Source organism: Chryseosolibacter indicum (assembly GCF_018598585.1).
In the GTDB taxonomy this organism is placed as follows: Bacteria; Bacteroidota; Bacteroidia; order Cytophagales; family Cyclobacteriaceae; genus Chryseosolibacter; species Chryseosolibacter indicus.
Genome location: NZ_JAHESD010000018.1, coordinates 57416 through 82987, shown reverse-complemented (window position 1 = coordinate 82987; position 25572 = coordinate 57416). Strand labels below are relative to the sequence as shown.

General features: G+C 39.0%; 25 protein-coding genes. 9 read left to right on the top strand and 16 right to left on the bottom strand.

Annotation, left to right across the window (positions count from 1 at the left end; translation table 11 throughout):
• The 5 genes from KK060_RS10445 to KK060_RS10425 all read right to left on the bottom strand — a co-directional run.
• Positions 1–368: transposase (locus tag KK060_RS10445; RefSeq protein ID WP_254153670.1), on the bottom strand; the 368-nt coding region annotated here is incomplete at its 3' end.
• A gap of 249 nt (positions 369–617) precedes the next feature.
• Positions 618–809 carry a hypothetical protein gene (locus KK060_RS10440; RefSeq protein WP_254153669.1) on the bottom strand — a complete coding sequence of 64 codons (192 nt, stop codon included), beginning with the start codon at positions 807–809 and terminating at the stop codon, positions 618–620.
• 77 nt (positions 810–886) lie between these two features.
• The gene (locus KK060_RS10435; protein WP_254153668.1) at positions 887–1051 is read right to left on the bottom strand and encodes a hypothetical protein; all 165 of its coding nucleotides are present in this window, start codon (positions 1049–1051) and stop codon (positions 887–889) included.
• Positions 1052–1492: 441 nt separating this feature from the next.
• Positions 1493–2071: a hypothetical protein gene (locus KK060_RS10430; protein ID WP_254153667.1), complete on the bottom strand. Its 579-nt coding sequence runs from the start codon at positions 2069–2071 to the stop codon at positions 1493–1495.
• Positions 2072–2406: 335 nt separating this feature from the next.
• Positions 2407–3426 carry a helix-turn-helix transcriptional regulator gene (locus KK060_RS10425; protein WP_254153666.1) on the bottom strand — a complete coding sequence of 340 codons (1020 nt, stop codon included), beginning with the start codon at positions 3424–3426 and terminating at the stop codon, positions 2407–2409.
• A gap of 350 nt (positions 3427–3776) precedes the next feature.
• On the opposite strand from KK060_RS10425, the gene KK060_RS10420 reads away from it, so the two are divergent.
• The gene (locus KK060_RS10420) at positions 3777–4577 is read left to right on the top strand and encodes a hypothetical protein (RefSeq protein ID WP_254153665.1); all 801 of its coding nucleotides are present in this window, start codon (positions 3777–3779) and stop codon (positions 4575–4577) included.
• A gap of 443 nt (positions 4578–5020) precedes the next feature.
• Here the strand turns inward: KK060_RS10420 and KK060_RS10415 are convergent, their stop codons facing one another.
• Both KK060_RS10415 and KK060_RS10410 read right to left on the bottom strand, forming a co-directional pair.
• Positions 5021–6412: a carboxylesterase family protein gene (locus KK060_RS10415; RefSeq protein ID WP_254153664.1), complete on the bottom strand. Its 1392-nt coding sequence runs from the start codon at positions 6410–6412 to the stop codon at positions 5021–5023.
• A gap of 440 nt (positions 6413–6852) precedes the next feature.
• Positions 6853–8502, bottom strand: coding sequence for an alpha-amylase family protein (locus KK060_RS10410; protein WP_254153663.1), 1650 nt, complete (start codon positions 8500–8502; stop codon positions 6853–6855).
• 317 nt (positions 8503–8819) lie between these two features.
• Between KK060_RS10410 and KK060_RS10405 the strand changes: the two genes are divergently transcribed.
• The 3 genes from KK060_RS10405 to KK060_RS10395 all read left to right on the top strand — a co-directional run bounded on the left by KK060_RS10405 (position 8820) and on the right by KK060_RS10395 (position 12738).
• Positions 8820–9854, top strand: coding sequence for an LLM class flavin-dependent oxidoreductase (locus KK060_RS10405; RefSeq protein ID WP_254153662.1), 1035 nt, complete (start codon positions 8820–8822; stop codon positions 9852–9854).
• A gap of 447 nt (positions 9855–10301) precedes the next feature.
• Positions 10302–11480, top strand: a complete 1179-nt coding sequence (locus tag KK060_RS10400) for a pyridoxal phosphate-dependent aminotransferase (protein WP_254153661.1) — start codon at positions 10302–10304, stop codon at positions 11478–11480.
• 97 nt (positions 11481–11577) lie between these two features.
• Positions 11578–12738 (top strand): AEC family transporter, encoded by a 1161-nt coding sequence (locus KK060_RS10395; RefSeq protein WP_254153660.1) that lies wholly within the window; start codon positions 11578–11580, stop codon positions 12736–12738.
• A 101-nt stretch (positions 12739–12839) separates the two neighbouring features.
• Here the strand turns inward: KK060_RS10395 and KK060_RS10390 are convergent, their stop codons facing one another.
• The 3 genes from KK060_RS10390 to KK060_RS10380 all read right to left on the bottom strand — a co-directional run bounded on the left by KK060_RS10390 (position 12840) and on the right by KK060_RS10380 (position 16995).
• Positions 12840–14396: a hypothetical protein gene (locus tag KK060_RS10390; RefSeq protein ID WP_254153659.1), complete on the bottom strand. Its 1557-nt coding sequence runs from the start codon at positions 14394–14396 to the stop codon at positions 12840–12842.
• A gap of 730 nt (positions 14397–15126) precedes the next feature.
• Entirely contained in the window at positions 15127–15375 is a 249-nt protein-coding gene (locus tag KK060_RS10385) for a hypothetical protein (RefSeq protein ID WP_254153658.1), read from the bottom strand.
• A 642-nt stretch (positions 15376–16017) separates the two neighbouring features.
• On the bottom strand, positions 16018–16995 hold the full coding sequence (locus tag KK060_RS10380) for a GlxA family transcriptional regulator (RefSeq protein ID WP_254153657.1): 978 nt from the start codon (positions 16993–16995) through the stop codon (positions 16018–16020).
• 240 nt (positions 16996–17235) lie between these two features.
• On the opposite strand from KK060_RS10380, the gene KK060_RS10375 reads away from it, so the two are divergent.
• The 3 genes from KK060_RS10375 to KK060_RS10365 all read left to right on the top strand — a co-directional run bounded on the left by KK060_RS10375 (position 17236) and on the right by KK060_RS10365 (position 18566).
• Positions 17236–17802, top strand: a complete 567-nt coding sequence (locus KK060_RS10375) for a dihydrofolate reductase family protein (protein WP_254153656.1) — start codon at positions 17236–17238, stop codon at positions 17800–17802.
• A 1-nt stretch (position 17803) separates the two neighbouring features.
• Entirely contained in the window at positions 17804–18037 is a 234-nt protein-coding gene (locus KK060_RS10370; protein WP_254153655.1) for a hypothetical protein, read from the top strand.
• Positions 18038–18155: 118 nt separating this feature from the next.
• Positions 18156–18566 (top strand): DoxX family protein, encoded by a 411-nt coding sequence (locus tag KK060_RS10365; RefSeq protein WP_254153654.1) that lies wholly within the window; start codon positions 18156–18158, stop codon positions 18564–18566.
• Between the two features lie 90 nt (positions 18567–18656).
• Here the strand turns inward: KK060_RS10365 and KK060_RS10360 are convergent, their stop codons facing one another.
• The 5 genes from KK060_RS10360 to KK060_RS10340 form a co-directional block, all read right to left on the bottom strand.
• Positions 18657–19793 carry a hypothetical protein gene (locus KK060_RS10360; RefSeq protein ID WP_254153653.1) on the bottom strand — a complete coding sequence of 379 codons (1137 nt, stop codon included), beginning with the start codon at positions 19791–19793 and terminating at the stop codon, positions 18657–18659.
• A 110-nt stretch (positions 19794–19903) separates the two neighbouring features.
• Positions 19904–21727, bottom strand: coding sequence for an ABC transporter ATP-binding protein (locus KK060_RS10355; RefSeq protein WP_254153652.1), 1824 nt, complete (start codon positions 21725–21727; stop codon positions 19904–19906).
• A gap of 114 nt (positions 21728–21841) precedes the next feature.
• Entirely contained in the window at positions 21842–22222 is a 381-nt protein-coding gene (locus KK060_RS10350) for a VOC family protein (protein ID WP_254153651.1), read from the bottom strand.
• A 24-nt stretch (positions 22223–22246) separates the two neighbouring features.
• On the bottom strand, positions 22247–22675 hold the full coding sequence (locus KK060_RS10345; protein WP_254153650.1) for an SRPBCC family protein: 429 nt from the start codon (positions 22673–22675) through the stop codon (positions 22247–22249).
• The gene (locus KK060_RS10340) at positions 22672–23040 is read right to left on the bottom strand and encodes an ArsR/SmtB family transcription factor (RefSeq protein WP_254153649.1); all 369 of its coding nucleotides are present in this window, start codon (positions 23038–23040) and stop codon (positions 22672–22674) included. The genes KK060_RS10345 and KK060_RS10340 overlap by 4 nt, the downstream gene beginning before the upstream one ends.
• 283 nt (positions 23041–23323) lie before the next feature.
• On the opposite strand from KK060_RS10340, the gene KK060_RS10335 reads away from it, so the two are divergent.
• Positions 23324–23893: a hypothetical protein gene (locus KK060_RS10335; RefSeq protein WP_254153648.1), complete on the top strand. Its 570-nt coding sequence runs from the start codon at positions 23324–23326 to the stop codon at positions 23891–23893.
• A 4-nt stretch (positions 23894–23897) separates the two neighbouring features.
• Here KK060_RS10335 and KK060_RS10330 read toward each other — a convergent pair whose 3' ends face one another.
• The gene (locus KK060_RS10330; RefSeq protein ID WP_254153647.1) at positions 23898–25133 is read right to left on the bottom strand and encodes a multidrug effflux MFS transporter; all 1236 of its coding nucleotides are present in this window, start codon (positions 25131–25133) and stop codon (positions 23898–23900) included.
• Positions 25134–25289: 156 nt separating this feature from the next.
• Between KK060_RS10330 and KK060_RS10325 the strand changes: the two genes are divergently transcribed.
• Positions 25290–25505 (top strand): hypothetical protein, encoded by a 216-nt coding sequence (locus tag KK060_RS10325; RefSeq protein WP_254153646.1) that lies wholly within the window; start codon positions 25290–25292, stop codon positions 25503–25505.
• Positions 25506–25572 lie beyond the last annotated feature (67 nt).

Here is a 25572-nt window from a genome sequence, read left to right as displayed (position 1 = left end):
CTGAAAATCTGATGAAGTTTTCCTTTTACGCTTTCCTTTTGTTCAACACCTTCTGACAGTTCTTTTAATATCTCATGCTTACCCTGCTTCTTTAAATCGTTCACAATAGCATAAGCCATAAACCGCTTGCCTTCACCCACAAGTTGATTAAGCGAGGTTCCGTTATGTGACAGAAAAAATAATGCATGAAGGTGATTGGGCATGATCACATAAGCTGCAACGTGACAACCCTCCTTTTTAAGATACTCGAACCACTTATATACAGCATGATAACCATTAATTTCCTCGAACAGCGGCAACCATTTATAACAGGTGATTGTACAGAAGTAGACCTGGTGAGCTTCGTTATGTTGCTGGTGTAAAGACAAGAGGGGTTTATTTATTAAACCAATGTAGAAAAGTTAGTGTAGCAAATGAAATTGTGCTTCGCAAACCCCAGCGTCCTCTTCGAGTGACACTGAGGGGGAGGAAAAACCAATGTACAAAAGTAGTGTAGCAAATGAAATTGTGCTTCTAAAACTAATTTGTGCTTCGAAAGCCTCAGTGTCCTCTTCGAGTGACACTGAGGGGGAGGAAATTTAATTTGGACAGAATATCTGCAGGAAAAAAACAAAACCTTAATCATAATGACTAAGTATTTTCCTAACCTGGTGAACGTCATCAAGCACATATTTCTTCTTATCTAAAAGACGCTCGGAAAGATCCGATTTGTAGAAATGTTCTAATTCTTCAGAAACAACATGTCTATCATTAGGGTCTTCAATATTGTATACGTAATCTCCTGCTCTTACAAGTGTTTTTTCTACCATTTGAATCGTATTAAAGGGACAAATTGGCTGGTATAACCCATCTAAATAGGTACTATATTACCTACTGACAAAAAATCCTATTCGTAATAAGACAAAATATCTGTTACTTCATCACTTTCTGACTTCCAATTCTTTTTATCATTCAAGGAATAGTACCCGCCTATTTGAATTAAATATCTTCCATTCGACAGGACGCGCGCCAATTCTGCTTTTTGACCTGTGGTTTTGTTTCTTATTGTCATTAATCATATGGTTTACAGTGCAAGATTTCTGAATAAGATCAACATTCAAGCCAAGAAAGTGACTCATGCCTTTTAACTCATGCAGGTGTCCATTTGGGAACCCTGCTTGGGCTCCCGCCTCGTCTCCATTTCTCCTGAATCGTAAGTCGTTATAATGCCGCGGTTGAGAAATGAAGTAATACCTCTTTTATTATAACCGTCATCGCGCCTGTCCCGAATGTCGCGGAGGACCTCGGTGATGGATTTGCGTGTAAGCAGGACGAAGTGATCCCCTTCGGATGAAATGTTGGCTTGGATAACAGAAAGCGATGCGATAGAATAGAGATACAACTTATGCTTCTCCTTGTTTTGTATTCTATGACGTGATTAATTCGGTTTGTATGGAAGAAAGTAAATTCTAAGTAACTGACAATTGATGTGTCGGCGCAATTTGAAGGGGAGTTAGTTCCAATATAAATGCTCTTCAATACCCTTTCTTTTTATTGCATCGTCCATATTCTCTAACCATCTTTTTTCCATTTCGGGCATTGCTTGTTTGTAAATTCGACTCTTTTTAAAGTCCGCTTGGTTAATGTATCTCCTTACATAATTAGGAAAACTTTTTCGCTCCTTCTTTTTATGTAAAAAGAATTCAATATTTTCTATCCATCTCGAAATTGAATTCATTGCCTCAAGTATTCCGATTTCTCCAATGACAATTTTTTTTCCCCGAACTCGACCAGAATGGTGGACAATCTTATGTCGAATCTTTATTAAGAGGAATATCTCTTTTTCCTTCATTAGTGACAAAATATCCACTCCGTAAACAATCTTATATAAAGAATTTACAACAGGTAATTTATGGAAGATAGTTCCTTCAATAATTTCGTTGGCAATAACGTGAGGACCTCTTATAACATCCTCTGGGGTTATTTTTCTGTCAATTGAGTATTTCCGTATCAACTCATTTACCTTCTCTACGTTATTTTCAAGCTCTTCAATAAGCCTATCCTGCAAGTAACTTTCTAGAAGTGCGATCAACGCAATAAACAACGTGTTGTTGAGATAGTTGGTGCGTTCAAATAAGTGAATTTCTTTAAAAATCTTTGTATCTTCCTCGGTAGTAAACTTCAGTTTTCTCCTATTTGCAAACAAGGCTTCACTTGTGTACGCGTAGTGTTGTAAACAGACGATTGTAGAAAATATATCTTCTAAGTCCTTTTTAAAATTGTCGTATGCTTTGTTGTTGCGCATAGAAGCCCTAAAAATTCGCTATAAGACTTACGTCCATATTTCTTTATTAACATGTTTCTATGAAGCATATAAACAAATAGTTATATACACCCCTTCTAAATTACCATTTTTCCACCTCCCCCTCAAACCCTCACCTTCCTCCTATTCGCCTCTATACCTTTCATTAAAAGCTCTTCCAGCTTATCCTTCAGCTTCACAGGGGCAACAACACTTACATCAGGGCAGTAGCCCAGGAGCATAGTGATGAGCTCGTAGTTGATGATAAGCTTCAGGCTTATTACCAGGCCTTCTTCATCGTCGCGTATAATTTGTTGTGAGGGGTGGATGTGTTGTGTCTTTATGTAGTTGCCCATGGCAGGTGAAAACCATAATACAATGTCTTCAACAGGTTTCTTCTTATGCGTAATGCCTATGGTATTTTTAAAATACTCCTTCGCTTTCAAAAAGGTGTTGGGCTTGTAAGGTACACGTTCAGGACTTGCGCTTTCAATCCTGTCGAGCGCAAGGGTAAGGGTTATTCTTCGCTTTTCACTATGGCCCAGTACATACCACCTTCCCTTAAACTCCTTTAGAAAGTACGGATGGAAAATATGTACGTCTTCCTTACCTGAGGTAAACTTCTTATACCCTATCCGCAGCGGTTGTTTGTTATCGATACTGTTTTTAATTGTGTCGAACCACACCATTCCTTTATAGTAAGGTGCACGCTCAAACTCTATGGTCTGCTCACCTTTCGTAAGCTTGTCTCTTCTAAGCTGGTCTACGCCCCTTACAATCTTCTCGATGGCACCTTCGAACTCTGTTACCATTTGCAGCCCTCTGAAGCCCTGTAGCAGGTCTACAACAGACGAAAAAGCCTGAAGCTGTGAATCGCTCAGTTGTGCACTATAAATCGAATAATTGGGATCACTATAATAATAGGCACGTTCACGTACGCAATAGGTAATGGGTGCAAAAAAGCCCAATTGCTCGTTTCCGCGCATGTTCTGTAGGTCGGTGTTCAGGGTTCTCTCCGATACATGAAAATCGTGCTCTGCCAGTTTTCTGATAAGCTCTTCTTTTGTCCAATAAGGCTTTTGCTTGTTTGTAAAACACGCATTAATAATCTGGTATCGCGCGTAGGGGTTCTTTCCGGCAGACATGGGGGTCTTAAGGTTATAAGTCTAAATTTAAACGTTTTTGAGTTAATCTGAAAAAATTAAACTGCACCACGTGCCGGGGATGTCCGCAGGATATCCCCAGGATAACCGCTAGATATCCCGAGGATAACCGCTACTTTTTATCAACCTCAGTTGAAAAACCTCTGTTTACCCAAAATAAAAAAAGTAAAAATATTTTTCACTAGGCAGACTGGCTGCCTAGTGCTCAGATACTTTTGAATTATCAATCAGATGGCGAACTGTAAAGGCAGATGCTATAGAATGTATCATTCTAAATAGTGTGTGTGCAGTGCACATCTTATAAAAGTGTAACCAATTTAAATTTTATACATATGAGTAAACAAACAAATTTCGTAACCTTCAAAGGTAAGATGGGTGGAATCTCGTTTTACCAAAACAAAAATGGTGAGCATGTAGCCCGTAAGGCAGGCGGACCAAGCAAAGAGCGGATCATGACCGATCCTAAGTTTGAGCGCGTACGCGAGAACCTGAGTGAGTTTTCAGGGCTTGCCAAGGCAACATCTTCATTCACACAAATTTTCGCTCCGGTGAAAAACCTTAAAGATGGTCGTGTGCGTGGCAGAATATCGAAAGTGTATCGCGACATGATGAAAGTAGATGAAACTGCTTTTCGTGGTAAACGCCAGATCTTCCTGTCACAACACAAAAAGGACTTGATTAAGTTTGAACTGAATGCTATAAGTCCTTTCCGCTCATCGTTTACCAAGAGGTTTCCTACATCGCATAGCACAGACCGTACTACGGTTACGGCTACGATCACCAACCTGAACATAAGCCGAAGTGTAGTTCCGCCTCCGTTGACGTCGCACTTTCAGCTTATACAACTTGCAGGTGTGTTAACCGATACGGTGTACAATGAAAAGACTAGTACCTACGAGTCAACCAACGATATGATTGATGCAATCAGCGATGTTACTTTTTCAGAGTATTACCCAATGGCATCGACAGAACCGGTTTCAATTACTTTGGAGACGAAGATAGAGACTACCACTCCGCTTACTGACGATGCAACGGTAGTGCATGCGGTGGGTATCTTGTTCTTCCTGAAAGATGGAACGGCCTATTATCCATCCAACCAGGGAATGGGGATGCGTATTGTAGGTGTGTACTAGGCGTACCTGAGTTTTATTATTTATTTAGTTTTAAACGCTCTCCGCAAAGGGGAGCGTTTTTTTTGTGTTATCCGTGGTGCTACCAATGGTGCTACGGTTTCAGAACTGTCATCGCGCTTGTCCCGGACAATGTCTGGGAGAACGTGTGTAATGGACTCGTGTGTTGGCAGGACGAAGCGATCCCGTTATTTACTGAATACGGAGTTGGATGACAGGCAGGCAATGCGATGATATGATATGTACTTCCCTCTTCGATGTGAAGTTCTCCAAACGGAGGGATTACTTCACCCCATCTAACATTTTCCTACCCCTCCGTTCCCAGACATTCCCGAGGAAAGGCGATAATGTAAGTGGTTTTGGTTTACGTTTCATGTATAAAAGCAATAAGGCCAACCTCTTAGAGGTTAGCCTTATTGTTTTGGGTGTGAATAATCTTGGAAAGACTATTTAGTTACTTTCAGAAGCATTTTATCAGAATGGCTTGCACCCTTGTCGTCTTTCACGGTTAATGTGAAGTAGTAAGAGCCTGCTTTTAGTCCGCTAACCTTTACGGAAGAAGATGTTGCACCAGAGAGCGAAGCGGAAGGTCCGCCAACTTTCGCCCATTTGTAAGATACAATTTTTCCATCCTTATCCTTTCCAGAACCACTCAGCGTTATTGTACTTGTAGGAAGTTTTACACTCTTATCGCTTCCTGCATTTGCAATTGGTGCCTGGTTTTTAGTAGGCGTTGTTGGTTTTGGATTGCTAGGCGTTGTTGGCTTAGGATTAGATGTTGCCGGTTTATTTTTAACAGTAACAGTAACATCATCTGTATCTTCTGCACCTTTGTTATCCTTTACCTTCAGGCGGAATACATATGTTCCTGCTTTCAGATTTGATGCGGTAAGTGTTTTCGTGTTCGCGTTAGCAAGTGTTGCTTTTGATGGTCCACTTACCTGGCTCCAGCTATGGCTTGATACTGAACCGTCTTTATCAGAACCTGATCCTGTGATTACGACCTTATTTGTTGGAAGCGTTATGGTTTTGTCGCCTCCGGCATTTGATACAGGGTCTACGTTGCTAGGTGTGTTTGTTTTACCATTTGTGCGGTAGTTGAGCATCCAGTTCAATGCATTGGTTTCTTTGTAAACTCTATCCCATATGCTATGGCCCATTCCTGGGAAAATAGTTGTTTTTGCAAGTGGGCTAGGTTTAGGGTTACAACCATTAACTGCATTTACCATACGTATTGTAACGTTGGCTGATACTACATTATCTCTATCGCCATGGAAGGCCCATATTGGCAGCTTCTCGGAAGCAATGCCACATGCCTTACTTGGTGAATTACCACCGGAACAAACAGGAATAGCTGCTGCAAACACATCAGGGTGTGCACTAATGGTGGTCCATACACCAAAGCCGCCAAGGCTCAATCCTGTGATATAAATTCTACTTTCATCTATACGTAATGTCTTTTTAACGTGGTTAACAACATCCATCACGTAGCTAGCAGGCCATGTGCCGTAAGATGACTTTAACTGAGGTGAAATAACAATAAAAGAATATTGTGCACCTTGCTTTATATATTTAGCCATGCCCACGTTCGCTACCTTTTGAACACTCGACTTAATAGCGTTTGCATCTTTTGAGGTAGTTCCTCTTTCTGAAATTCCATGAAGAGAGATCAGGACAGGGTACTTATTCTTATTACTATTATATCCTTTAGGAACATATTCAAGATAACCTATGCCAGAAGGTGTAATTTTTGCGGTTTGTTGAGCATAGGTAGAACCCAATGATAGCGTTAACGTTAAGACAGTAATAGTAAGGTTTAGGATTTTGTTCAATATCATACTTTCATTCTTTTTTCAACACAGATACCTCTACTATAAAATGGGTTTCCGCGCTTTGTGGGAAAATATATTAATAGCAACTATAAACTCGGAGGACGATTTCAATTTTACATAGGCATTAAGTTTAGTTGGTATAAGTTTTTTATCTTCTAACATGTTGTTCTCTTTTTAGAGAGCCAGTATCAAAACCGTTGCAAGCAAATCGTTTTTGCGCAACCGTAACCTTCTTAAAAGATGAATCCCCTCATAGTTCGAGGACTTACGGATATCGACGATATTTTTTTCTGTCGCTACTTTCAGCTGCATCAAAAACATCATGATAATGACACAAATCATCATAGTAAAGTGATAGTCCTGGTTTTTCCGCAATCGCGTTCGACACGAAGCGACCGCATAAAATCATAATGCCTTTTAATTTTCAGAAGAAAAAGAAAAATATTTTATCTCTTTCGGAGTAAATGAGTGAGGCCTCCTGCCCTGAACCAACGGTATCCATATCCACTTAACCTGATGGTGTGTGTACCGGCCTTATTGGCGACACTCGTTTCTGTGATCATTAGGTCAATAAGCTTCAATTCATTCTTGCTTTCAAGCGTAAGCGGCACTTCTACTTCACGGTCGTTGAAATTATGAAGCACTATAACCGAGCTATCTTTATAATTGTAACGGATACAAAGTACATCAGGGACATTTACATCCAGGATACTCCATTCTCCCCATCCTATTTCAATGCACTCCTGTCGTAGTCTTATAAGGTTTGTCATCCAGTTCAATAAAGAGTCTGGTATTCTCCGCTGTGTTTCTACGTTCACCTCTTTACATCCGTAAGCGCCATCTTCAATAACAGGATTTACAAGTTTATCGGCATCAGAAAAGCCGGCATTTTTATTTGATGACCATTGCATGGGCGTGCGTACCGCATTTCGTTCTTCCAACTCCAGGTTCTCTCCCATTCCAATCTCATCGCCATAGCGCAATACGGGTGTACCCGGCAGAGAAAAAATAAGACTATAGGCAAGCTCTGTTTTTTTTCGATCGAGTAACATACTTGAAAGCCGTCTTCTTATTCCGCGGTCATATAATTGCATGTTCTTGTCAGGACCAAAGCTTTCAAATACTTTTTGACGTTGCTCATCAGTAAGTCTTGCCAAGTCCAGTTCATCATGGTTTCTCAGGAACTGGGCCCACTGCGAGCCGGGAAATTCAATGCGGGTAGCTTCAATCGCATCCTTTAAAGGTTGTATATCAGAAGTTGCAAGCGCATAGAAAATATATTGATTAACATAGAAGTTAAACATCATGTGAATTCCTTCACCTTCTTTACCAAAATACTTTGAACTCTCTTTTGGTTCTACATTTGCCTCCCCTAGCATTACCGCATCGCCTCTTCTCCATTGAAGAAAGCGTCGCATTTCCCTGAGGTATTCAAAACGAATCTTTTTATTTTCATCTCCAGGTTCCTGTGTTTCGAGAATAAAAGGAACAGCATCTATTCTAAAGCCTGCAACACCTAACTGCAGCCAAAAGCCAATTATCCTTTCAATCTCTTCCCGTACTTCCAGGTTGTCGATATTTAGGTCGGGCTGATGTTTATAGAAGCGATGATGATAATATGCTTTCGCTTTTTCATCGTATGTCCATGTTGCTTTTTGGACACCAGGAAAAACCATCCCTTCGTTCCAATCTGAGGGCTTCTCTTTAGACCACACATACCAATCTCGATATTTAGAACTTTCACTGCTTCTGGCATCCTGAAACCATGGATGTTGATCTGAGGTGTGGTTGACTACAAGATCAATGATCACTTTAATACCTCTTTTTTTTGCCTGATGTATAAATTCTACAAAATCACCCAGCGTTCCATGACTCGGATCAACTCCGTAATAGTCTTTGATATCATAACCATTGTCTTTATTGGGAGAAACCTGGAAAGGCGCTAACCACACCGTATCAATGCCCAGAGCATGCAGGTAATCTAATCTGCTGGCCAGCCCCTCGAAGTCACCAATACCATCACCATTACGATCCATAAAGGTTTCAAGGTCAAGACTATAAATCACAGCATTCTTATACCAGAGGTCTTCGATCATATCTTTTGTTTAAATGGTTTACCATAGTAAAAAATTAAACCCGCGCTGCGAAGCGGACATCAACCCATCATTTTGGTGAATTAAATTCTGCGGTATATCAAGATACTTATCGCTGTATTGGCAGTTTTGCTTAATTCTTAATCAAATGCTTGCTTTAGGCCTGATTATGATTCAGTTATTTGAATCTTGTTGCATTAAAGCAAAAGGCAAGGCAACTTCCTGTTCGTATTCTAAGGGCCGAGGCTTGTTAGAACCAGAAAACTATTACTTATCATACTTTGTTTTAGATTCGCGTATTACGAACCAAATACAATATCATGGAATTAGGCCTTAGCACATTTGTAGAACTTACTCCGGATTCAACAGGAAAGATGATTACACCGCACGAGCGGATGAAGAATTTAATGGAAGAGGTTGAACTGGCAGAGCAGGTTGGCCTGGATGTATTTGCCATAGGAGAACATCATCGGCCTGATTTCGTTGTCTCTGCTCCTACAGTTGCGCTGGGTGCCGCAGCCGTGAGAACCAACAGAATTAAACTTTCGAGTGCTGTTACCGTGTTAAGTTCTGATGATCCTGTTCGGGTATTTCAACAATTTGCAACGGTTGACTTATTATCTGAAGGACGAGCTGAGATTATGGCAGGCCGTGGTTCCTTCATTGAATCCTTTCCATTATTTGGGTACGATCTGAAAGACTACGACACCTTGTTTTCCGAAAAGCTTGACTTGCTTATAAAGATTAATGAGAACGAAAAAGTAACATGGTCTGGAGAACATCGTGCTTCTATTAACAATTTAGGTGTATATCCGCGTCCTTATCAAAAGAAGCTACCGATATGGGTTGCAATTGGAGGCACACCTGAATCGGTACATCGCGCTGCAACATTAGGCCTTCACATGGCACTTGCAATTATTGGAGGTGCACCTAATCGGTTTGCTCCATATGTCGCCTACTACAGAGACGTAGCAAAATCGGCGGGCCATGATGCAGATCAGTTAGGCGTTGGTATTCATTCGCATTGTTTTATCGCTGATGAATCACAACAAGCTGCTGACGAGTTTTTTCCGAGCTATTCATACATGATGTCGCGTATTGGTAAAGAGAGAGGCTGGCCTCCTATGAGCCGAGCGCAATATGACGATCTTCGTTCACCACACGGATCACTGCTTGTGGGTAGTCCGCAAGAGATAATTGATAAGATCTTGTATGAATATGAGCTATTTAAAAACACGCGCTTTCTTGCCCACATGACTGTTGGCAGTATGCCTCATAAAAAAGTATTACGTTCTATAGAATTATACGGTACCGTTGTAGCCCCTGCAATACGAAAAGCACTTGGCAAATCATGAGGTAACCTTGTGATAATGCGTAGTAAAAATCATAATAACCTGGACAGAGTATGCTTGTGACATCTCAGCATATTCTGCCTTTCTTTTTAGAGATTGACTAGCCTTCTGCTGTCATTCTGTGATATAAAATCAGGCAGCCGTTTATATTTTTCTTAAAAAAAATATCTCATCGTGGCAATTTCAAGTTCACACGATTGCTCAAAAAACTATAACGTTTGTATCAGCACCTTTATGAAATTATATACTAAGTAACGCCTTGTAAACCTTCCGTTTATATTAAAAACAATGTAGTAATCAGTATTTAATTTTATAAATTCGTTCAAACACAATCTAAACCTAAACTTATAAGAAGAAACTCTACAATTCTAATGTTGGGTGAGTATAAAGCTCATCCAGCATTTATTAATGAGGGAGACTTACTGTAACACCATTAAATCAAACCACCCTATGAAGTCCACCATCAACAGAAGATCCTGGTTTAAGCAAAGCGTGCTTACAACAGGAGGTTTAATAACAGGTGCAATTCTGGCACCTGAGCTCACCGCAAAGCCAGCATTTGGTATGAAACCAGCAAACAAGTATCAACTACTGGAAAACTACCATGTTGCCCCTCCTGACAGAGAGAACATGAAAGCACGATTACTTGCGAATGAAAATCCATGGGGACCTTCAAAGAAAGCGATTGCCGCAATAGCAGAAGCGGCGTCGAAGGGTAATCGATATGTTTATGGCAGCGCTATGAAAATGGTTGAGGTGTTGGCAGAAAAAGAAGGTGTATCCAAAGAGCAGGTATTACTTGCAGCAGGATCTACTGACTTACTTGAGAAGACTGCATTTGCATTGTGTATGAAAGGCGGTAATGTTATTTCTGCTGATCCTTCCTACATGTCTCTTGTAAACACGGCTACAACAATAGGTGCGTCATGGAAAAATATTCCGCTGAGAAGTGATTACGCGCATGATCTCACAGCGATGGAAAAAGCAATTGATGCAAACACTAAACTTATCTACATCTGTAACCCGAATAATCCAACCGGGACATTAACTCCCATAGAAGAGCTTAAAGCTTTCTGTAAAAGAGTAAGTACAAAGGTTCCTGTATTCATTGATGAAGCTTACCTTGAATTGTTGGATCACCCGGAAGCACATAGCACCGTTGGTTTATTAAAAGAAGGTTATGACGTTATTGTGTGCCGTACCTTCTCGAAGATTCATGGTATGGCAGGACTTCGCTTGGGATATATGGTAGCCAAACCGGAACGTGTAAAGATGATACAGGATATGGTGCGCACAGAGATGGGAATATCTGTTACATCGCTTGAAGGAGCCATGGCCAGCATGCAGGATGTTGATTTTCAAAACTTCACAAGATCCCATAACAAAGAAGGAAGAGAATATGTGTTCTCAGAATTAAAGAGAGCAGGATTGAATCCTATCCCCTCTTATACAAGCTTCGTGTTATTCCCCATTCAGATGCCTGTGAAAGATATGATTGACAAAATGATGTCAAGAGGTGTTGGTATCCGCGGATATGAGATTGCAGGCAAGCCTTATGGAAGGGTGAGTGTGGGAACAATGGATGAACTTAAACTCTTCGTAAAATCTCTCAATGAGATTGTAAGCTAATCTTGCCATACGGCGAATACCCCTGATCTGAAGACCATTTTGGTTTTCGGCTGATATACTACTGACTTGAATTTTGTAAGGACCTGGGAGAATTATTATGAGTTCAGCTGTTACTAAAACAATCTCACTACTTCTATTAATACTTATTGGCTATTTTTTTCAGCAGAAAATAAAAAGTAAAGATCATCGTGATGGTATCAAAACATTAATCTTGAGCCTTGCATTGCCCGCAACAATATTCGTTGCCCTGTTGCAAATAGATTTTAAATCTGACCTGATTGTTATTCCAATCTTATCGTTATGCTTTAATATCACAATGCACTTCCTGATTGATAAATTACCGCTTCGATCGGTATTTAATATCCCTTTAAACCAATATAGAACATTGGTTATGCTTATCCCATCCTTAGCCCCCGGCCTCTCCTGTTTTCCGTTTATAATTGAATTCAGTGGTCAGGGCCCCCTTGCAATGGCTGCACTTGCTGACGTAGGTAATAAAATCTTTGTATTGATTATTTCCTACACGATCGCGATGAAATGGTTTTATCAATCGAACCATGTAGCGCATGTTAGCAATAAGGCAAAAGTAAAAACATTATTATTATCAATGATTAACGAGCCTGTTAACATCGCCATTGTTGTTGCTATTATCATGCTATTGTTTGGTTTAAACTATTCAGCATTTCCTGAAGCTATCAGTTTAAGTATAGACAGGTTAAGCATTATCATGACTCCGCTTGTTTTACTTTTTATCGGAATTTCCATGCGACTAAACTGGAACCAGGTAAAAACTATTCTTTCGTTCCTGTTCTTTCGCTCTGGTATTGCGTTCTTCATCAGCGGTCTTGTGCTTCTGTTCTTTCCGGTGAAGGATGTAGCCACCATGCTCCTGATTATTGTTTTCCCTCAGAGCGCTTGCAGCTTCTGGCCTTATTCCCACATGGAAGCTGTTCGCCAGCTTGAAAGCAAGTTGCCTGAAGATAAGCGTGCAAAAACATTTGATCAGGATTTTGCCATGAACGTTCTTGCCTGCTCATTGCCCTTTTCTGTTGTTTTAATTATGATGGTATATGCTTCAGGAAGCTTCTTTGCCTCGACATCAACTGTGTTTATATCGTCATGTACGTCTTTGTCAATCGCGGTTCTTATTACTTTATTTACTTCCAGAGTCTTCTCCGTTTACAGACCAGATTCCATTGAGCTTACCACAGCAGAGGTTGATACGGCAGAGAAAAAACCTTCTCCCGGTGTTTCTTAAATCCAATCTCCATTATTGAGGCCGCGTGTTTATAACGAATAGAAATGAAAAAAGCCTGCAGTTTGCAGGCTTTTTTAGAATATGGACAAAGTAACAACTTATTATCTTATGAATGCCATGGCATTGTTTTGTGACATACGCTTGCTATTCGGAAACTTGCTACGGAGCCAGTTATCTCTGCGTGCATTCTCATTCGTTCTGATTCTTCCTGACTCAGAGTAGTCGTATATCTCATCATTAAACCTTACTTCCCAGTTATATTCGCTTTGAAGTTCATCCAGCTTTTGTTGTGTTTCCGGTGATGGTGTAACAACCGGGTTGACGAAGAACTTGCCGTCACGGATGTTGCTTTGTGTTACGTTATTATAAATATTGTTCACCATTGCTTCAAGTTCTTCTGCGCTGATATACTCTCTGTTTATATCAAAACTAGGAGCATCGAAAACAAACTCTTTAATTTTATGTTGGGCAGGAAGTTTAAAATCTGTCCGCAGATCAATAGGTTCGTAAGGAGCACCATATTTTGAGATATTTATAGTCTCCAATTGTGTACAATTGCTAAGATCTACTTTAATAGGCACTGCTCCCCAAGACGGATTGTATGTTTTTAGAGAAGTAAGATTTGTAAGCCCGGTTATAGCTGATATAATAGAGCCATAAGAAAAGCCGTAGATGTTTGTGATTTGATCAAGGTCTCCTGTGATTACAGCTGTATAATCACCTTCAATATATTCATGTAATCCGGAGTATGGCAATGATTCAGAAGCCGTGTCGCCATCACCCCAGTTTATGTTCACTGTGCCGCTTCCTTCAAGCCCGAAATCAAAATACTCTTCGTTTTCGTTCCCTTCATCGACATATGAATTGATTGTTAGGAATAAGGCAGGCTCTAACGTTACCTGTAATGGATTTGAACCAAGCTCGTTTTTTAAATTTTTGAAGTTGAAAGTCTGAGACTTAAAACCATCGTTGGTAAAAACAGTTAACGTATATAGTGTATCAGGGTTTCCGTCAAAAGCAATGGTATTTACAGCAGCATTCAGCGGAATTGTTTTAATTAACTTATCGTCCTTACGCAGCTCTGCTGTTGCGTTGGTTAAAAGAGTTTGTCCTTTTTTCGCATGAAGTACGGAGATCGCTAATGTATTTATTACTTCTACATTTAATGAGGCGTATCCAAATGCCTCGGGGTCCTGGCCGCGAACGTCAAGTACTTGCATGTTTACGTTAGCAACGCTGTTTTCTGTAACTGAAAAATTGTATGGAAGAGAATTTGCAACAAGAGGACTTAGCTGTGTCGCATTCTTAGGGGTTGCATATAAAACCTCGCTATCCTTTACAACCATAAAATCGGTTATTGTATAACCACCTGGAATGAGCTCCAATGGATCAGTAATGTACCCGTTACCTACCTTTAGTACAGGAATTTCCTGGTTAGAATAAATAACAGCACCATTGCTGCTTGCGATGCTAATCTTTAAACGCGTATTCTCAGGCAAGTCTATGCCGTCGGTTTTTCCATTCGAGGATGTGGTAGGAACCAATGTGAATTGAATCTTCTTCTTTTCAAACTGTACACTTTGATCGTTACAAGATTGTAAACAAACTACAAGTGCAAGTAGCCATACTGCAACTAGGTATTTCAGGGGAGTTTCCATAGGGTGTTGATTTTACAATGGTGTTATATGGAATTACCATGCCGTGTAGGCTAAAAGTTGTAAACTTTGTTTTTGCCTTCACCAAAGGGATAAGGCTGTTCTACAGATTTGATAAATTGTAGAGCTATTTCATCGTTAGAATGACAAATCCATCCATGAATGGTATTTATGATCGATAAAATACATGTTTCAGCCGTTGAACAACCTGCTGTAAGCGATAGCGGCTATACAGGCCGCCTGTATCTACTCCGTTGTATTATACCTGATAGCATAGCCACGCCGTTAATAAGTTGATTGCAGGAGGTAACACTTAAGAATATATCAGTCTGAAGGAGATAGAAAGTTTGAAAAAAAGAGCGCAGGAATATAACCGGCCATTGAATGCAAAGTCATACAGCAGTTGCCAATTGAGAAATGAAATTAATATGAGGAAAATAGCAATGTGAAGGATGCTGATTCTACTGTTATAGGCAGAGTAATTTGAGTAATAGTCAATTTATTAGAACTCCCATCGATGGCAGGATGAGTGCGCGTGATTCAAAGGATCTCTTTTAATTCGGATATATGATGGTATATATAATGAGAAATACTGGATGACTAAACGTTGCAGCACTACTTACTGCTTCATCTAATCGATTGGACCCCAAAACCAGCAACAAATTTAGAATCCAGTATCTGACAGGAATTTTACTCCTATATGTTAACTTCAGGTAAAGTCTATTCTATAAGCTTAACTAATTGCAGCTGTCTCCTCCAAACCAAAAACCCCGAGATTGTTATAGTTTCTATAGCAAGTAAGGCACTCAACCTGTTGATAGCTTTTAATAGACCAAACTGCGCCGCCACAATGTGGGCATCTTAAGCTATGTCCCTGATCAGTATAGTGAGCATCGTAATATCCGTACTCATTCTTCTTAAGTGGAAACTTAATTTTAATGTCCAATAATAGGTCTCTAAATTGTTTTATCATCTTCGTCATATTACCAACTTTTAATAGCTGCTTTTTGTGGAATTTAGCAGCCACAGTATATCTTATAAATCTTATGCCCGGTTTGCGTAGAACCTCTATTAAAATCATTTGGACGTAAGTTAAGTTCGAATATCGAAAGATTTGCTATTTCATTAGAAATTTATTAAAGCAGCTATATACATTGCTAACAGCTGCCAATGAACCAGCAAGCAATTAAAACTGCCGCATTGTTTACCCGAAGCGGGTATTGCACTTCTTAAAATTTTATTTTGAAAATTTCACAGCGGCTATATTAACCGTTGGTGATTTTAGCTTTGGGGAATTATAAGTTCTTAGCCGTGAGAAATTCCACACTTGGTTGAGAAGTTCTTCTATAAATCTAAATTTCTTTAAAGAAACTTACTCGCTCCATACCCTCGGTTTGCAGCATAATAGTTCTCTCGCTCCTACTGCTGACTAGTTCCTAATTATGATGTGGAATTTAACTGTAGAACTTTTTCATGTAATAGCAGCTTCTTTCGCAATCAGGCTCCAGGAAGGAAATCCAAATTAGTACTCGGCATCGCAGTAAAGCAGAAGTCGTATGAAACCAGAAACGAAGAATCGGATCAGGTAGATTGCATGTACAACTACCTGATTTGCTGGAAAATGCTACGCTACAACAGCACGGTTATATTTTGTTCTATACTCTACTGGAGATAAACCGGTTATCTTTTTGAAGGTATTCCTGAATGCCTTGGTATCTGAATATCCTACTTTGAACATCACCTCATTTACATTTTCGCGGGATGACTCCAGGTTAAATTTCGCAGCTTCGATCTTTACCCTTTGAATGTATTCAACGATGGTGTTGGCTGTGGCTTTCTTAAAACGTCTCTCAAGGTTTCTTCGGCTGAGAGAAAACTTGTCAGCAAGCTCTTCAACCGTAATTTTCTTCTCGTAATTTTTTTCAATGAACTCCTGTGCTTTCCTTATTGGCTCATCGTCATGATCCTTCTGTCCGGTGAACATCATGAAGGGTGATTGCGTATCCCTGTCGATGTCAATAGCAAAAACTTTAGCACAAAAAACTGCCGCAGGCCTTCCCGCATATTTTTCTATGATATATAGTACGAGCTGTAAATATGAGTATGCGCCACCACTCGTGTAGATACCATGCTCATCCGTTACAATCTTCTCTGCAACAAGCTCAATATCCGGGAACATTTTTCTGAATTCATTTGCCGCTACCCAATGCGTGGCACACTTCCTTCCTGTTATCAAACCAGTAGACGCAAGAAGAAAGGCGCCCATACACAGACTTGCCACCTCTGCTCCTGTTTTATATTGTTGTGTAATCCATGGGAGAAAATCCTTATTTTCCTCAAGCGCTTTTTTTATATCTCCATCTACAGCTGGGATAATAATAAGGTCTGTTTTTGTCACTTCACTAATTGTACGATCAGTCTTGATGGTGTAAACACCGTTTACCAAAGGAGTTTCCTTTGTAAGCCCTACGAGTTCTACTTTAAACAGAGGGGCTTTTTCCATACTTGCATAGTAGCTATTCACACCGTTGAGCACTTGCCTTGGTCCCTCTATGCTACCTAAAATTGCTCCTTTAGGTATGAGAATCGTTATATGTTTCATCACTGACGGGTTATGTTTTAAAAATCAAAGATCATGGTTCAGCTAAAAGCTCATTTCAAAAGTACTTAATCAACATGTCGTAATCAACCCCTCCTAATGGCGTATTTACACCTTACTTAAAGAGCCGTTCAATAGTAGCTTTGCAGGAAGAAATTATACTCGGCAATATTAACCCGACTAAAAAGACCAGATGTTATAAGTTGAATGAAGGAAATTGTCACCTAACGAGATCTGATTTACATGAGAAAATTAATTGCAGAAATAGCAGTTTCGCTCGATGGTTTTATTGAAGGGCCTGATGGAGAACTGGATTGGATGCTTGTTGAGAAGGACGAGGATTACCTGAAGACAATTAAAAATCGGTTCGATACAATTTTTTACGGGCGTGTTAGCTATGAAAGATTTGGTATAGCACAGCCCGATGAACCGTTTCTTTCGGATCAGGAAAAGCAGCTTAATGACTTCATTGCGAAAATCAGAAAATATGTTTTCTCGTACACTGCAAAACACTTACCGGGTAATGGAATGTTAGTAAATGAAAATATAGAAACTGTAGTTAAAAGAATCAAAGATGAAGAAGGCAAGGATATATTGCTTTTTGGTGGACCAGATATTCTTAAAACGTTTATTGATCTCGGCCTTGTAGACGAATACATTCTTGCTCTTCATCCCAGAATTCTGGGAGCGGGAAAACCCCTCTTTAGAGGCATAACCAACCAATTGAGTCTTAAGCTTCTTCAAACAAGAAGATTAAAATCAGGAGTCGTTATTCTTCATTATCGACCTAACCAGGATAACAGCGCATAAAATGGTAGAAGTTTTTAAAACGAACGTTGAAAGTGTCGATCACGCACAGTTACTCATAGCTGAGATCCACAAAAATTTCGGAGCGTACGCAGCTAACTTTGATCTTACAGATTGTGACAAGGTTTTACGTATTCAATCAAAAACAGGTATTGTTGATTGTAACGAGCTAATCAGTTTACTCAGGAAATTTGGATTTAACGCGGAAGTGTTACCTGATGAAATTGTGAGCCATTAAATTTAATACTAGGTTATGCTGCAACTCAAAGTTTTTTGCCAATTTCTTGCGCCACCTCTGCGTTGCATATATATTAGCAAGGTAAGTAATACGTACCCTAACCCTTAAAACTTAAGTTATGAAAAACAAAATCCTTAACTACCAATCACTGAATACAGATGTGGCAGTTCTTCTTCTACGTATTCTCGTTGGTTCATTATTTACTTATTATGGATATTCTAAGCTCCTTGCCTTTGAGCAAATTGTACCCATGTTTAAGAACTATACTGGACTTGGTGTAAAAGCTTCATTGGTGCTGGCAATTATTGGAGAATTAGGTGGTGGAATTCTTATCCTTATAGGTCTATTAACACGTTTCGCAGCCACAATGATTTTTATTACAATGTGTGTCGCCTATTTTGTGGCTCATGCAAATGACCCTTTCGATGTAAAGCAATTGGCTTTTGTATACCTTATTCTTTCAGTCGTAATATTTATATTGGGAAGCGGGAGACTATCTGTGGCAAGATTAATCACAGGCAAGAAGTAGTAAAATTAAAATTATTAGCTTTTAACATTTAAGCTCTCCTGTACTTCTTTAATAATATTAGATCAGACTGATATATGATCGGTTGTTTGTTTAACGGGGCTTTAACTTAAACTCTTTTACGTAGTACAATCGATAAAAGAATAAAAAGGCCAGACTAAAATTAACGATAGCCACGAACATTCCGAGGTCAAACAAAAGAAGAATAAAGAATATTACAAACAGACCAAATATAACTCTTATATAATTTCCGCCTGAGGTATCGTGAACAAAAAAGATTGTTCGCATCAAGATCATTATACTAATACCAAAAAATAAGAGTGGGACAGATTTAATGAAACCAAATACTACAAAGATAAGTACCGCTTCAGGCAATATCATAAGCATATATAGCAGAACCATATACAAGAACAATTTAACTCTTAAAATAGGAAGATTTCTTATGATACTTAGATACTTCTCTTCAAAGGCATGGGAATGAAAGATGAGAACGGCATGTGAAACACTCACAGCCAGTACAACCAGGAAGCTGAACCTTGAATCAGTTATAAAGTTATCAAGCAACATCAACATAGCTACGCTAACGGAAAGAGATAGCGTTTTTGTTACTATAAATGTTAAGCCCATCTCGTCTAAAACATAATAAAGGAAAAGGCTGAATTGGGGTTTGGAAAGCGGAATTATAACCTTTCGAAACATGTGAAATTGTAAAACTTCATGAGAACGGTTCGAAACCACTAAACATGTTAACGCACTTAGGCCTACAAGAAGTGATATATATGTAAGAATAGCGATTGGGATGATGTAATGGTGAAATATTAAACCAAGTATAAATGAGAAAACGCTATAGGCTATTAAAGGAGCCAATATTGCGGCCTGAACGAGCACCCAGAATTTATACTGATTGATTTTGGGCCATGCTGTAAGACTGCATCTTAAAAACTGATTACTGTCTAATAACAATTGCGACATGATATAGGTACAACTTTTTACAGCGTATACGAACCAAATGCCAGCGATAAAAAGTGTGACTATAGGCGTGCTAATGAATGCTATTCCAAGGATAAGATTGTAAAGGATTATCTCATCTGGTTCTATGTGAGGATTAAGAATCTGAATAAAGAAGAAGTAGCTGACAAAAGTAACGAAAAGGAAAATGAATAATCCTGCGTGTTCCTTATAGAAACCTCGTGCAAATAGTTTAAGTAGTACGTTAGCAGACGACATCATTATCTTAAGGTTTGTCGCTGGCACACACTGCTAATTACAATACATCAAATAAACCTGTACTGTTTTATGTATTGGTGTTATCATTAACCAATTGGTTAAAGCAAAATCCTCTACTCACTCAATCCTGGCTGTAAAACATGCTTCTGCATATCTTCAAGATACCGTTTAGCCTGCATGTTATACAATTCTGCATATCTTCCTTCTCGCTTTATAAGCTCTTGGTGCATTCCCTGCTCAATAATTTTACCGTGCTCCAGCACGAGAATTGTATCAGCATTTTTTACTGTGCTAAAGCGATGGGTGATTAATACAACACTCCTACCCTCCATATTTTGCTCGAGTGACGCAAAAATCTTTTCTTCTGTTACAGCATCAATAGAAGCTGTAGGTTCATCTAATATAGTAACAGGAGCATTGCGATAAAACATTCTTGCTACGGCAAGCCGTTGATGCTGGCCCTTTGACAGATCAACACCATCTTTAAAGTCTTTCCAGATCAACTGGTTATAGTTATTAATAAATTCATCAGCGCCGGAAAACACTGCTGCCTCTTTTACTTTTATTTGATTGATATCAACGGAAACTCTTCCTATACCTATCGACTCAAGTATGGTTGAGTTGTATACGGGGAAATCCTGAAACAGTATGCCCAGTGCTTCATGCCAGTCATGAAGATTAATATCTCGTAAGTTTGTTCCGTTAATAAGTATACTTCCATCAGTAGGGTCATAGACCCTACATAGCAACTTTATAAGCGTTGTTTTACCTGCTCCATTTACTCCCACTATAGCTATTTTCTCCCCAGGCTTTATAGTAAAGGATAAATTTTGAAGTACATAGGGCCGAGCACCATCTTCATTCGGATATCGAAACGATACATTTTTAAATTCTATAAGCGGAGCCTGATTAAAGGTAAATCGCAAAGCATCTTTATTGGAAATGATTTTTGGTTTTAATTCAAATAATTCAAACCACTTTGAAGCATATCGAGCTGCTTCTTCGGTAAATGAAATTGACTCAACATAACTGTTAATTGTTTGATAAAAACGCGTGTAAGTATTAAATGCGAGCAACAACCCACCTACTGCTATTGTCCCTGCAAGTGCTTCACGCGTCATTAGTGCAATCGCGGCGAAAAGAAATACCAGATACCACACACTTAATAATCCGTAAGAGAGCCATTTCTTTTTCTCAGCTTCGGCTATTTTCTTATTGTATGAATTCTTTCGTTCAAATATCTGCTCTTTAAGCCAGTACTTCAGTTGCAGAAGAATAACATCTACAGCTTTCTGTAGTTCTTCAAAATGCGAAATCCTGTTTCCTATAATCCTTTGATCATCTATAGATAAATATCGCACTCGAAAGACTTCCTTGCTGTATTTTTTATAGAAGAAGTAAACCGGAGCTGCCGCCATAAAAGCAAATAGTACAAGCCACTTGTTTAGCGATCCCAGAATGACCATGGATGTAGCAATACCAGCAAAACTGGATGCCGAAGTAAAGACAAAATCTTGTAGGTTAAGCACGCTGCTACTACCCCATTCTTTAGCACCTCTTAGCAAAGTTTGATATGAATTACTTTCAATTGTACCAATATCGAGGTTGCTTTGTTTTTCTATTTTGTACATCTCAAGATGTAAACTCTGCTGCATTCTGAATACCACGCGACTATAAGCAAGAATATTGCTAGCAATTGTAGGAATCAGGAAAGACAGCCCTAGCATAATAGCGGATTTAATTAAAGGAGTCATATTATTCGCCCCTTCTTTTATTTTCACTATCTCATCAACGATCGAGGCAAAACTTGTGTATTGGACATATACTGTAGATCCAATAAAAAGATTAAGAAAGATAATAAGGAGGAATAGTTTCCGGTTTGTATTCCAGGCAAAGGTCAGGGATTTTCCTGCAACTGTAAATAAACTTTTTTTCATCTATTCATGAGTAACATGAATTTAATGTAAAGAGTTTAATTTGCCATACTACCTCTTACCTGATGTGCATTTGAAACAATAAAGTCCGGAATAAGCTTGCTTGATCAATTAATCTTAATTGTTCTGCATGATTTGAACGTAGTTTCCACAGGTATCATCAAATACCGCTTCGGTTCCCCAATCACGTTTTGTAGGAGGGTTTTTAAATATCACTCCCAGGTTCTTTAATCGTTCATATTCCTTGTTGATGTCATCAACTCCAAATACTATTATAGGCAGCCCCGCTTTATAAATGTTTTCCTGAAATTCCTTAGCACCAAGATTCATGTTAGGTTCAAGAAGTAGCCCGGCTCCATCAGGTTGTTCGGGAGATGCCACAATTGCCAGAAAGGCTTCAGGCATGAACATCCTGCTTGTAAAGCCTAGTTTTTCTGTGTAAAACTTATGTGCTTCAATAGGGTTGTTTACAAAAATACTTGTTAGTGCAATTTTCATAAATTATGGGTTAGTTGTATCGGTTTAGTTTTCCAAAAAATTCTGAAGTGATTGTCCTACTATTGCATTCCATCCTCGTTCGAAATTATGAGGTGCGAGATCAGGATTATCGACAGGGAATGTTTCAAGGCCTTCATGCGTTAATTTGAGCCTTGTCTTAGACTCTCCTTCCGGAAAGAGTTCCCATGTTACAAATGAAATACCTGTATAGCCCTGATAACGCCAGCTGTACTGTAATTTTCGATTGGGTATAACCGCTGTAACTTTACATAGATGCACATAACATTTACCCTTTTCCCCTGCTTCAAAGTGAAACTCAAAACCAATTTCTGGCTTAAATTCTGCAAGATCGAAATACCAATGCTTCATTTTGTCTTTATCAGTAATTGCCTTCCATACTTTCTCAACGGAAGCATTGAAGGTGCGCTCAATAACAAAAGGTTCTATTTTCATTTTTTCCTTCTTTTTGATTTTGTACTTCTACCTTTAGTTTCATCTTTGATGTCCAACTCTGCATCAGTTGCAAGAAAATTCTCAAGAGCATCGAGTTTCTTGGTCCAGAATTCCCGATACTGATCAATCCACTTCGAGACCTCATTTAATTTCTGTAGCCGTGCTTCGCAATAACGTTCTCTGCCCTGTTGTTTGATCACAACAAGCCCGCACTCCGTCAGGATCTTAATATGTTTTGAAATAGCTGGTCGGCTGATATCAAATTTTTCGGCAACTGCATTTAGGTTTAAAGACCTATGAGCCACTAAGTTTATGATCTCTCTTCTTGTTGGATCTGCTATTGCCTGAAATACATCTCTTCTCATAGTTTAATTGTTGTTATGAATAAAAAAGCCTCTTTAATACATACATTAGCTAAACTCCCTGCAATCATTTTGATGTCATGTAACCAATCGGTTACAATGTTAATACGTAACCATTTAGTTACCAATTATTCTTTCATTTTTTTGGGAGGAAATATCTAGTGGATAGCTTCTTTAAATTGCCGCTTATATATTTCTGATGTAAGATTTGTAACGATATGTATAGTTTTAATGAATGGTCGCTTAGATTAAAATTTGCACTTTTGTGTCGCTAACTTTACATGGTATGCGTTTAAAATCCATTGCATTAATATTCAGTCTTTTATCGGTTCCATTTTTAAATAGCTATTCACAATCCATCAATCCTAAATGGGAAACAGACTTGTCGCAACTCATGGATAAATTTCTTGAATGTGCTAATGGATCAAAGGAAAATCTAGGTTGTAGTTCGTATGTTGGTGAATCTCTGGCAAAAGTTTACAAAATAAATGCTCTTTATTCCGATAAGGCGAAGCGCTACCTTATGCTTAACGAAATGGCTAGCTTGTTCTCTGAATCCTCTCAATGGAAATTGCTTGGGCACGCATACGAACAGAAAACGTTGACGGAAGCGCAAGAACTAGCCAACGCTCACAAAGCGGTGGTTGCAGTTTATACAACAGAGGAAGGAATAAAACATGTTGCTATAATTGTTCCAGGAGAATTACAATTCTCCGGCACCTGGGGCTTTCAAGTGCCTAATTCAGTGTCGTTCGTTTTAAATGAGCCCTCAAAATCGTATGTATCAAAAGGTCTCTCATATGCCTTCGCGAGAAATATGATGAAGGACGTCACACTTTATAGTAAGAATTACTAAACCATCAGTGCATTGAGGGTGTAGCAGTATCGTTGACGGTTACTGTCCCCTCTCCTATTATCTTTCTTCCAACACCAAGTATGAGTCCCGCTATTGCACTGGTGATTAGCATAAGACAAATTATCGGGTAAGTCTCTTTTGATTCAAAAATTCCGACACCACTTGAAGTTAGTGCTGCGGTACCTAGTTGTATAAATCCCAGTAGAGCAGACGCACTGCCAATGTTTCTTGTAAACGGAGCAATAGCCAATGCAGAAGCATTTGGATTAATAAGACCAATGCAAGTCAGGCAAATGAAGAAAAACAACAGTGTATTATTTAAAACGAGCCAATCATTCCATGCAAAAAGAAAAAACAGTGTACTTGTAGCGATTTGCACAATAAGCGCTACTTTAAACACCTGCTCATTCGGATATGTTTTTGTCAGAAAGATGTTTAGCTGACTTCCTCCTATAAAACCTACAGATAATAAAGCAAAGATACCGCCATACGTTTGTGGGCTTACGTGGAAAATGTCCATAAAAATGATAGGTGAGCCTGCAACATAGATAAAAAGCGTTGAAAAGGAGAACGCTCCTGCAAAAGCATAGGTAGAGAATTGAGCATTCCTTAACACAGAAGTAAAAGTGGAAAGCATGGGGCCAGCTTTTAAAGATACGCTTCTATCTGGTTCTCTCGCTGCAGGCAACAATGTGTAAACAATAGAGAGCGTTAGCAACGCAAGCACCGCCAGCATAAAAAATATAGCCTTCCAACCTAGGCTTGTGGCAATAAAACCTCCTATAGTTGGAGCAAGTAATGGAGATACACCAAGAATTAGAATAAGCAATGAGAAAACTTTTGAACTTTCAGAAACAGGAAAGAAATCTCTTACCATTGTTACAGCAGCCACCCATGCCACACTTCCGCCAATCGCCTGAAAGAACCTTGCGATGATCAGAAACTGATCACTTGTAGACAGCGTACATGTAATACTTGCAATGATAAATACAGTAAGGCCTGCATATAAAGGAGGCTTTCTTCCAAACCGATCAAGCAAAGGCCCATAAAGAATTTGTCCTAGTGCCATTCCAACGAAATAGCTTGAAACCGAAAGTGATATTTTGGCAGGAGTAGTATGAAAATGATCGGCTATTTCTGCAAAAGCAGGCAAATATAAATCTATCGCGAACGGACTAATGGTTGAAAGCAACCCTAGGATCCAAATAATATAAGTATTCTTCCCTTTACCTGAATTCATTCTCATTCAATTTCACGCGATCCTAATATACTTTTTCTTCAATTCCTACATATAGAGATTTAAAACTTATCAACAATTGCTTTTGTGGATCACTTGTTCACATGAGAAATAGAATTTACGCTCTGAACTTGTAGCTTCATGTAAAAAAACAGAACTATGAAAGCACTAAAATTCTATGACAAAGAAGGTGTCGGTTTCGAATTGTATGTCGATTATGAGAAACAGTCAATTATGATGCAAACTGATGAGACTGAAAATCCCGATCGGTTTCACTACATTGAATTCGATGAGAATGATATTGACGATATTATTATTGCTTTGGTAGAATTGAAGAATGAAATCTTTGCAATTAGAAATATTAGTAACAATTGATTTAATGGAGATTTTACTTATAGAGAAGCGGTATCAATAAGCCCGGCTAAACCCCGGGCTTTTATAC

Bases quoted from the DNA above. Each gene is read 5' to 3' on its own strand.
- KK060_RS10410 (WP_254153663.1), bottom strand. From the start codon at position 8,502: ATGATCGAAGACCTCTGGTATAAGAATGCTGTGATTTATAGTCTTGAC.
- KK060_RS10380 (WP_254153657.1), bottom strand. From the start codon at position 16,995: ATGAAACATATAACGATTCTCATACCTAAAGGAGCAATTTTAGGTAGC.
- KK060_RS10440 (WP_254153669.1), bottom strand. From the start codon at position 809: ATGGTAGAAAAAACACTTGTAAGAGCAGGAGATTACGTATACAATATT.
- KK060_RS10335 (WP_254153648.1), top strand. From the start codon at position 23,324: ATGCGTTTAAAATCCATTGCATTAATATTCAGTCTTTTATCGGTTCCA.
- KK060_RS10365 (WP_254153654.1), top strand. From the start codon at position 18,156: ATGAAAAACAAAATCCTTAACTACCAATCACTGAATACAGATGTGGCA.
- KK060_RS10340 (WP_254153649.1), bottom strand. From the start codon at position 23,040: ATGAGAAGAGATGTATTTCAGGCAATAGCAGATCCAACAAGAAGAGAG.
- KK060_RS10400 (WP_254153661.1), top strand. From the start codon at position 10,302: ATGAAGTCCACCATCAACAGAAGATCCTGGTTTAAGCAAAGCGTGCTT.
- KK060_RS10345 (WP_254153650.1), bottom strand. From the start codon at position 22,675: ATGAAAATAGAACCTTTTGTTATTGAGCGCACCTTCAATGCTTCCGTT.
- KK060_RS10435 (WP_254153668.1), bottom strand. From the start codon at position 1,051: ATGACAATAAGAAACAAAACCACAGGTCAAAAAGCAGAATTGGCGCGC.
- KK060_RS10415 (WP_254153664.1), bottom strand. From the start codon at position 6,412: ATGATATTGAACAAAATCCTAAACCTTACTATTACTGTCTTAACGTTA.
- KK060_RS10425 (WP_254153666.1), bottom strand. From the start codon at position 3,426: ATGTCTGCCGGAAAGAACCCCTACGCGCGATACCAGATTATTAATGCG.
- KK060_RS10355 (WP_254153652.1), bottom strand. From the start codon at position 21,727: ATGAAAAAAAGTTTATTTACAGTTGCAGGAAAATCCCTGACCTTTGCC.
- KK060_RS10405 (WP_254153662.1), top strand. From the start codon at position 8,820: ATGGAATTAGGCCTTAGCACATTTGTAGAACTTACTCCGGATTCAACA.
- KK060_RS10390 (WP_254153659.1), bottom strand. From the start codon at position 14,396: ATGGAAACTCCCCTGAAATACCTAGTTGCAGTATGGCTACTTGCACTT.
- KK060_RS10350 (WP_254153651.1), bottom strand. From the start codon at position 22,222: ATGAAAATTGCACTAACAAGTATTTTTGTAAACAACCCTATTGAAGCA.
- KK060_RS10395 (WP_254153660.1), top strand. From the start codon at position 11,578: ATGAGTTCAGCTGTTACTAAAACAATCTCACTACTTCTATTAATACTT.
- KK060_RS10385 (WP_254153658.1), bottom strand. From the start codon at position 15,375: ATGACGAAGATGATAAAACAATTTAGAGACCTATTATTGGACATTAAA.
- KK060_RS10330 (WP_254153647.1), bottom strand. From the start codon at position 25,133: ATGAATTCAGGTAAAGGGAAGAATACTTATATTATTTGGATCCTAGGG.
- KK060_RS10420 (WP_254153665.1), top strand. From the start codon at position 3,777: ATGAGTAAACAAACAAATTTCGTAACCTTCAAAGGTAAGATGGGTGGA.
- KK060_RS10370 (WP_254153655.1), top strand. From the start codon at position 17,804: ATGGTAGAAGTTTTTAAAACGAACGTTGAAAGTGTCGATCACGCACAG.
- KK060_RS10375 (WP_254153656.1), top strand. From the start codon at position 17,236: ATGAGAAAATTAATTGCAGAAATAGCAGTTTCGCTCGATGGTTTTATT.
- KK060_RS10325 (WP_254153646.1), top strand. From the start codon at position 25,290: ATGAAAGCACTAAAATTCTATGACAAAGAAGGTGTCGGTTTCGAATTG.
- KK060_RS10360 (WP_254153653.1), bottom strand. From the start codon at position 19,793: ATGATGTCGTCTGCTAACGTACTACTTAAACTATTTGCACGAGGTTTC.